Below are 3800 nucleotides of genomic sequence, written 5' to 3' on the forward strand. Positions count from 1 at the left end.
TCATACTTTTTTAATCTCTTTTCATTCATAACTATTCTTCTTTCTTAGATTTAGTTTCTTTACTATTTGATTTTAAAAAACTATCTGGACTCTTATGAACAATTTTTACTGCAGAAGTTAGTAATACAGCCCAAAATGCAATATATAAAAGTCCATTATTAAAATCAAAATATTCATATTCATTATTAAAGAAAAGTGCATAAACCATAACAAATAAAAGTGAACCTACTAAAACTAAAATAGATATTACAAAAAGAAATTCTCCAAGTCTACAAATAGTTTTATTACATATTTTATAAAAATCACACATGCTATCTCCCCTTTATTTAATATCACAATTATAGATTGTAAATATATTTACACCATTAGTTATTTGATAAGCTCTTTTTTTATCAAATTCATAAGCTAGTTCTTTTGAAACAATACTGTTCTTACATATTAATTCTTGATTATTTACAAAAGCTTCATAAATTTTCTCTTTTTTATAATTATTATAAAAATATAAAAAAGCTATAACTAGTAATAGTAATACACCAAGTCCTAAACTTCCTAAATATGAGAAAAATAGTTCTTTCTCTTTTTCACAATCAATTTCTGTTTCCATTTTGTCTCCTTGTATTATCTAAAATAGATATTATTTATTATATTATATACTAAAAAGGATATTGTGTCAATAAAAACAATCTAAAATAGATAAATTAATGATATAATTAAAACTATATTAGATAATAAATAGGATAATTTATGACAAAAGAAGAGTTTTGTAAAAGATTAAAAGATATTAATCTAACACAAAAAGAGTTTTCAGAAATAACCAATGTACCATATTCAACACTTAATAATTGGGGATTCCATGATATCCAAGTTCCAAAATGGGTAGGACCATTTATAGAACATTATGAGAAAGCTAAAAAATATGATTCAATTAGAAAGTTAATATTAGAGTCTAAAGAGATATTGTAGAAATATAATAAAGGTTTTTTACTACAGTTTGAAATTTAAATTATATTTAAAAATCTACAGTAACTACAAAATTATATTTAATCTTGTAGCTACTGTAATTAGCAAGTTATAATAATTTTTTATTGTTTAAAACTCGAAATAGTCTTCTATTATTATGTAATATTTCAGCTTCCTTTTTTAACTCAGTTTCAATTAAATTAAAAATAAACTCAAAACTGTTATTTCTTGAATTTATTGCATTTATATATTCATTTATGCTTTTATCTTCAATGCATTTATTTAATCTGTAAGGATACCTAAATCTGCAATAGAAAGAAGATTTTTTCAAAAAAATAATCAAAGTTGCAAATAGTAATTTCTCAAGGGCAAATACAGGTAGAGAATATTTTTTTGCTATGATAGCTTCTAGTATTTTATTGATCATATAACGAAGTGAAATCTCTACATTTATTAAATTAATATCATATTTTTTTGACAAGTCATTACTCTGACTTCTATATATGATTTCTGAAGTATATTGTTCTGTCTTTATTAAAAAATAAAAAAGATCTCTCATAAAAATATCAGAAAAATTAACTTCATTTATATAAATAAACTTTAAAAAATCATATATTTCACAAAATCTATAATTTTTAATAATTTTATTATAAAGAATTTTTCGAGGTTTACTCATCGAAGAAGTATTGAATTCAGATACTTCTTTTTTAACTATTTTTTTTCTCTTCATTTTACAACTCTACTTCTACTTTTTTCCAAATTTTATGTATATAAGAGTGCGTTACATCTAAATCATATTTTTCATTTAGAAATATTTCTAGTTCTCTGAAACTTAACTTATCTTCTAATATAGCTTTTCGAATTCTAGGCCAGCGCTCTAGCATCATTCTCTCTTTTTTTCCTTGTTTAGTGAATTTCTTCATAAATTTTTGTATTTCACGTTTTTCTTGAGGAATTGATTTAACATATTCTCTAACCGCAGTTACTAGTGAACATTGAGATAATGTTTCGTTGCTAAAGTCTTTATGTAATTCTTTTAATCTATGAAAATGCGTTCTTTGGATTTTAAATATCTCATTTCTTTCATCAATATCAAAATCAGCAAATTCCATTAAAGCTTTTTTTATTCCCTTTGCATCTAGTTTTGTGATAGTTTCACAATTTTTTACATTTTCCATTTTTTTATCCTTTGATATAATTTTGGATATATTTATTTTTTGTAAAAAATATATCTCTACTTATATTCATAATTTTTAAATTTTTAAAAATTATGAATATAGATTACAAAATAAAAAAAAGGAGTATTTTAAAATGCAAGTTCAAAATGAAAAAGAGTTAATCCAAATTCCAATAGATATTTTTTATGATGAGTTTACATTTTATGAAAGTAATGAAAGAGTTGCTTTTGAAAACTTTAGTGAAAATAAAAGATATATAATTGAATATCAAGACAACGATAATGTTTATGTATATAAACCAACAATGCAGGATTTTATAAAAATAATGGAAGAAAATTTAAAAGAGAAATATTGCTTGTAAATAATTTTGTATTAGTACTCTAAAATGGTGAAAGTTTTAATTAAAAATGCCCCCACCTCTAGATTGAAACTATATCATCAAATATTTATATATTAAAAAGTACAAAAGGTTGTTGGTAAAGTTGGGTTTATCTGATAGGGATTTTTCTACCAGAATTACTTTGACACATAATATTTAATTTTCTTTTAAAACATATAAAATATATTAAATTATGTGGTTTAATTTTTGTTTTTAAAAATTAGAACAACTCATGCTATATTAAATAACTATAATATATCTTTTAAATAATCATGAACTCTTTCTTTAACATCATCAGCTAGCCATTGAGGTTCAAGAACTTTTATATATGGTATATACCAAAGAATCAAAGGTATTATTTCCATTTCATGGGTGAGCTTTATTTCTATTTCTATTGAGCCATCTCTATCTTCACCCATAATAGTTTGACCTCTTAGTGGTTTTCTTTCAAAGTATTTTCTAATACTTTTATCTATGAATAATCTAACTACAAATTGTTCATCAAGATTAAACCAAACAGAGTTTGCATATCTTAATCTATCTTCTACAATTTGGGGTACTTCAAAGTTTTTATCAATGATTTTTACATTCTTAATACTCTTTAAATGAAACTTTTTGAATACATCTTGTTCCCCTATATGAAGAGCTAACAAATACCAAAAACCATCAAAGAATGCTAATTTAAGAGGTTTTACGTGGTAGTTATAATTTTCATAATCAAATTTTATTTCAACTTTTTGTTTAATAGCTTTTTCAATTAGTTCAAACAAAGCAATATTCTTTTCTTCTAAATATTCACCATTAATATTTGCAAAGATTGGATGTTCAAGTTGTTGAGTTACTTGAGATAAAAGAGAATGAGCTTTTGAATAAAATATTCCACCTGCACCTTTTGCCATTTCATCTAAAATACCAAGTATTAATTTTTCATTTGAAGCTAAACTATCTTGAGTTAATTTTGGATTTATTTTCCAAGTTCTACCCTCTTTTATAGCTCCAAAATCACTTAATACTTCATATAGGTCTCTTTGTATTGTTTTAGTACTAACATCAAGTTCTTTTGCTAATTCTGTTATCGTCATACCATGAACATTATTTTTTAACATTTCATAGATTTGGTTTATTCTGTTATATTTAGTGTTATCGTTTTGTTTGTGAAGAATTTGCGGCACTTATAATACCCCAAGAAAATTGAACAAATATTTTTAAATTTATATTCTCTTAGAGTAAAATTAGAAGATATAATCAAAGGGTAAAATATGAGTAGAAAAATGACACAATAT

At 23.4% G+C, this 3800-nt stretch carries 7 protein-coding genes; 2 read left to right on the plus strand and 5 right to left on the minus strand.

Features of this window, described 5'->3' with window-relative positions; translation table 11 throughout:
• Window positions 1-31 precede the first annotated feature (31 nt).
• Window positions 32-310: a hypothetical protein gene (locus IQC44_RS11250; protein WP_198306454.1), complete on the minus strand. Its 279-nt coding sequence runs from the start codon at window positions 308-310 to the stop codon at window positions 32-34.
• Window positions 311-322: 12 nt separating this feature from the next.
• Window positions 323-604, minus strand: a complete 282-nt coding sequence (locus tag IQC44_RS11255) for a hypothetical protein (RefSeq protein ID WP_198306455.1) — start codon at window positions 602-604, stop codon at window positions 323-325.
• Between the two features lie 140 nt (window positions 605-744).
• Here IQC44_RS11255 and IQC44_RS11260 point away from each other — a divergent pair, with 140 nt between their 5' ends.
• The gene (locus IQC44_RS11260; protein ID WP_198306456.1) at window positions 745-963 is read left to right on the plus strand and encodes a helix-turn-helix domain-containing protein; all 219 of its coding nucleotides are present in this window, start codon (window positions 745-747) and stop codon (window positions 961-963) included.
• 106 nt (window positions 964-1069) lie between these two features.
• Here IQC44_RS11260 and IQC44_RS11265 read toward each other — a convergent pair whose 3' ends face one another.
• Window positions 1070-1690: a hypothetical protein gene (locus IQC44_RS11265; RefSeq protein ID WP_198306457.1), complete on the minus strand. Its 621-nt coding sequence runs from the start codon at window positions 1688-1690 to the stop codon at window positions 1070-1072.
• Window position 1691: 1 nt separating this feature from the next.
• A complete protein-coding gene (locus IQC44_RS11270) occupies window positions 1692-2138 on the minus strand; it encodes a hypothetical protein (RefSeq protein ID WP_198306458.1) in 447 nt (148 codons plus the stop codon).
• A gap of 133 nt (window positions 2139-2271) precedes the next feature.
• Between IQC44_RS11270 and IQC44_RS11275 the strand changes: the two genes are divergently transcribed.
• Window positions 2272-2499, plus strand: a complete 228-nt coding sequence (locus IQC44_RS11275; RefSeq protein ID WP_198306459.1) for a hypothetical protein — start codon at window positions 2272-2274, stop codon at window positions 2497-2499.
• A gap of 266 nt (window positions 2500-2765) precedes the next feature.
• On the opposite strand, the gene IQC44_RS11280 is transcribed toward IQC44_RS11275, so the two are convergent.
• Window positions 2766-3689 (minus strand): WCX domain-containing protein, encoded by a 924-nt coding sequence (locus IQC44_RS11280; protein WP_198306460.1) that lies wholly within the window; start codon window positions 3687-3689, stop codon window positions 2766-2768.
• Window positions 3690-3800 lie beyond the last annotated feature (111 nt).

Origin of the sequence: Arcobacter vandammei, from assembly GCF_016106035.1 — a bacterium.
In the GTDB taxonomy this organism is placed as follows: domain Bacteria; phylum Campylobacterota; class Campylobacteria; order Campylobacterales; family Arcobacteraceae; genus Aliarcobacter; species Aliarcobacter vandammei.

Bases quoted from the DNA above. Each gene is read 5' to 3' on its own strand.
- IQC44_RS11275 (WP_198306459.1), top strand. From the start codon at position 2,272: ATGCAAGTTCAAAATGAAAAAGAGTTAATCCAAATTCCAATAGATATT.
- IQC44_RS11265 (WP_198306457.1), bottom strand. From the start codon at position 1,690: ATGAAGAGAAAAAAAATAGTTAAAAAAGAAGTATCTGAATTCAATACT.
- IQC44_RS11255 (WP_198306455.1), bottom strand. From the start codon at position 604: ATGGAAACAGAAATTGATTGTGAAAAAGAGAAAGAACTATTTTTCTCA.
- IQC44_RS11270 (WP_198306458.1), bottom strand. From the start codon at position 2,138: ATGGAAAATGTAAAAAATTGTGAAACTATCACAAAACTAGATGCAAAG.
- IQC44_RS11250 (WP_198306454.1), bottom strand. From the start codon at position 310: ATGTGTGATTTTTATAAAATATGTAATAAAACTATTTGTAGACTTGGA.
- IQC44_RS11260 (WP_198306456.1), top strand. From the start codon at position 745: ATGACAAAAGAAGAGTTTTGTAAAAGATTAAAAGATATTAATCTAACA.